General features: G+C 59.8%; 4 protein-coding genes. All 4 read right to left on the bottom strand.

Going from position 1 to position 2,216, the window contains the following annotated elements; translation table 11 throughout:
• On the bottom strand, positions 1-574 hold a 574-nt coding region (locus DW899_RS10340), incomplete at its 3' end, for a PTS sugar transporter subunit IIC (protein WP_147349752.1).
• Positions 575-632: 58 nt separating this feature from the next.
• Complete coding sequence (locus tag DW899_RS10335; protein WP_117801063.1) at positions 633-1,115, bottom strand: PTS sugar transporter subunit IIB; 483 nt, start codon at positions 1,113-1,115, stop codon at positions 633-635.
• 57 nt (positions 1,116-1,172) lie between these two features.
• Positions 1,173-1,592, bottom strand: a complete 420-nt coding sequence (locus DW899_RS10330; protein ID WP_117801060.1) for a PTS sugar transporter subunit IIA — start codon at positions 1,590-1,592, stop codon at positions 1,173-1,175.
• A gap of 46 nt (positions 1,593-1,638) precedes the next feature.
• The coding region (locus tag DW899_RS10325) for an SIS domain-containing protein (protein ID WP_369832253.1) at positions 1,639-2,216 on the bottom strand (578 nt) is incomplete at its 5' end.

Here is a 2,216-nt window from a genome sequence, read left to right as displayed (position 1 = left end):
TGGCGAAGCCCATGGCCGGCAGGATGTTGGCGGCAACGCCGAAGCCAGCAAGGACAAAGGGCGGGATGAAGTCGAGCATGCCCTGGATGGCGTCAGCACCCAGATAGAACGACAGCGAGCACAGCAGGAACGCCATGATGACACCGGTGGAACCGATCAGGAAGTGCATCGCATAGACACCCTTAAGGTTGCCCTGGCCGGAGAAGACATCAGCGCGGTCAACCAGGATCGGCAGGGCGGCGTTGAGGATGTTCTTGATGGCAAGGCACAGCGTGGCGATGGGCATGGCAAGCGCGATGGCTGCCTCGGTACCCTGACCGAGCTGAATGGCAAACGCACAGGCGAGCACGCCGCCGATCGTCTCATCAGGCGGCACGTAGGCGCCGATGGAGATCGAGCCCATGAACAGCAGCTCCAGGCTCGCACCGATCGCGAGACCAGACTGCAGGTCCCCCAGGACCAGGCCCACGAGCGGGCACAGGACGATGGGACGGAACGCATAGAGCGTACCGAGCTGGCAGTCGAACTTACCAAATGCGGCGATAAGTCCGATGAGGATTGCTTGGGTAAGCATACATCCCCCTTTCCTAATAGGACACTACGAAGAGCTCAGACTCTTCGAATTCAAACGCCTAGAGCACGCTTGCGCAGTCGACCTTGGGGTCATCGGCCAGAGGACGGATCTCGACCTCAACGCCACGATCCATCATCTCGCGCACATCGGCTTCCTCGGCCGCGGTCAGGAAGATCTGACGAGAGACCTGACGAGCATCGGGGCGCTTCTCATCCTTCGGCTTGGTGTTGCCCAGGTTGACCGACTTGATCTGCGGGCAGCCCTCAACAAGCTGCTTTGCCTCAGCGATGGTGGCGACGCAGATGATCATCTTGTACTTGTCAGTCACGCCCGAATTGATAGCTTCGATGGCATGCTCCATATCTTTAATGACGAGCTTGCAGCCGGCAGGCTTGCCCATCTTGAGTGTCGTCTTCCACACCGGGTCGTTGGCGACCTTATCGCCCACGCAGAAAATGCAGTTGGAGCCAAGGCCCTGAACCCAGGAAACTGCGACCTGGCCATGAAGCAGGCGATGGTCAACGCGAAGTAGCTGAATCATAATGTGACCCCCCAAAGGTCTTGCGCCGTCTTACGGCATGTCAATAGGTGCTGCGGATTAGAACTCTTCCTCCTCGTCGTCATCGACCAACAGGTCGTTGACAAACTTCACGCGCGTATCGTCCGCAGCGACGATGGTGCGAATCGTCTCCTCAACCGGCGCCGACTCTTCAGAGAACAGCAGCTGGATGAGCAGAGGAAGGTTCATGTTGGTAACGAGGTACGTGCGGGGACGTGTCTGGACGATCTTGGTGAACTCGTTGTTGACGCTGCCGCCAAAGAGGTCGGTGCAGACAACGACATCGTCGTCGGCAGACATGCCCGCCAGCAGTTTTTGGGCCTCCTCGGCCACGTCCATGCGGTCATCGACGAACATCGAAAGATCGTGGACGTTGTCGCGCGCGCCCGAGAGCAGCTCGACGCTCTCCTTGATGCCGGTAGCGAAGTGCGCATGGCTGGCGATGATGTACTGTCTCATTCTGTGTTCCTCTCAATAGCCCGGCACGTTCCCGCACCCGTTTTCTTTAGTAGTCGAACTGGTGATAGTAGCGACGATACTTGAGGTTGTGCTTGGTGACCGTCTCGTAGTAGCGAGCCAGGCGGTCGGTCACGAGCACCGTCAGAATCCACGGGGAGACGATGACGCGGAACTCGTCGTCAAGGCCGGGGATCGCGAACTCGGCGGTGTCGATGATGTTGATGTCGGTGTCGCCGGTCACGCCGCGGCTGAGGAACGCGCGGACGCGCTCGTCGAGCTTGCGGTTCTCGTCCTCGCCCATGAACAGGAACACGGGGACGCCGGGCTCCACGAGTTCGAGGGTGCCGTGGAAGAAGTCGGCCGAGGTGATGTAGCGGGTGCGCTTCCACTGCATCTCCTCGAGGATGCACATCGAGAACAGGATGGTCTCGCCCCACAGGGCGCCGGAGCCGATGAACATGGTGTAGGGGGCCAGGGCGTACTTCTTGGCGAGCTCCTCGGCGCGCGGCTCGAAGCGCTTGCGGATATCGAGCATGTCCTTCCAGATGTCCTTGGTCTGCTCGATAAACAGATCGAACTTGGGGAAGCAGCCGCGGCGGTTGAGCAGGCGCAGGCCGAAGCAGT

The sequence above is a fragment of the Collinsella sp. AM41-2BH genome, from assembly GCF_003468085.1.
In the GTDB taxonomy this organism is placed as follows: domain Bacteria; phylum Actinomycetota; class Coriobacteriia; order Coriobacteriales; family Coriobacteriaceae; genus Collinsella.
Note: the sequence above shows the minus strand (reverse complement) of the source record. Positions and strands in the feature narration are given on the sequence as shown.

Bases quoted from the DNA above. Each gene is read 5' to 3' on its own strand.
- DW899_RS10335 (WP_117801063.1), bottom strand. From the start codon at position 1,115: ATGATTCAGCTACTTCGCGTTGACCATCGCCTGCTTCATGGCCAGGTC.
- DW899_RS10330 (WP_117801060.1), bottom strand. From the start codon at position 1,592: ATGAGACAGTACATCATCGCCAGCCATGCGCACTTCGCTACCGGCATC.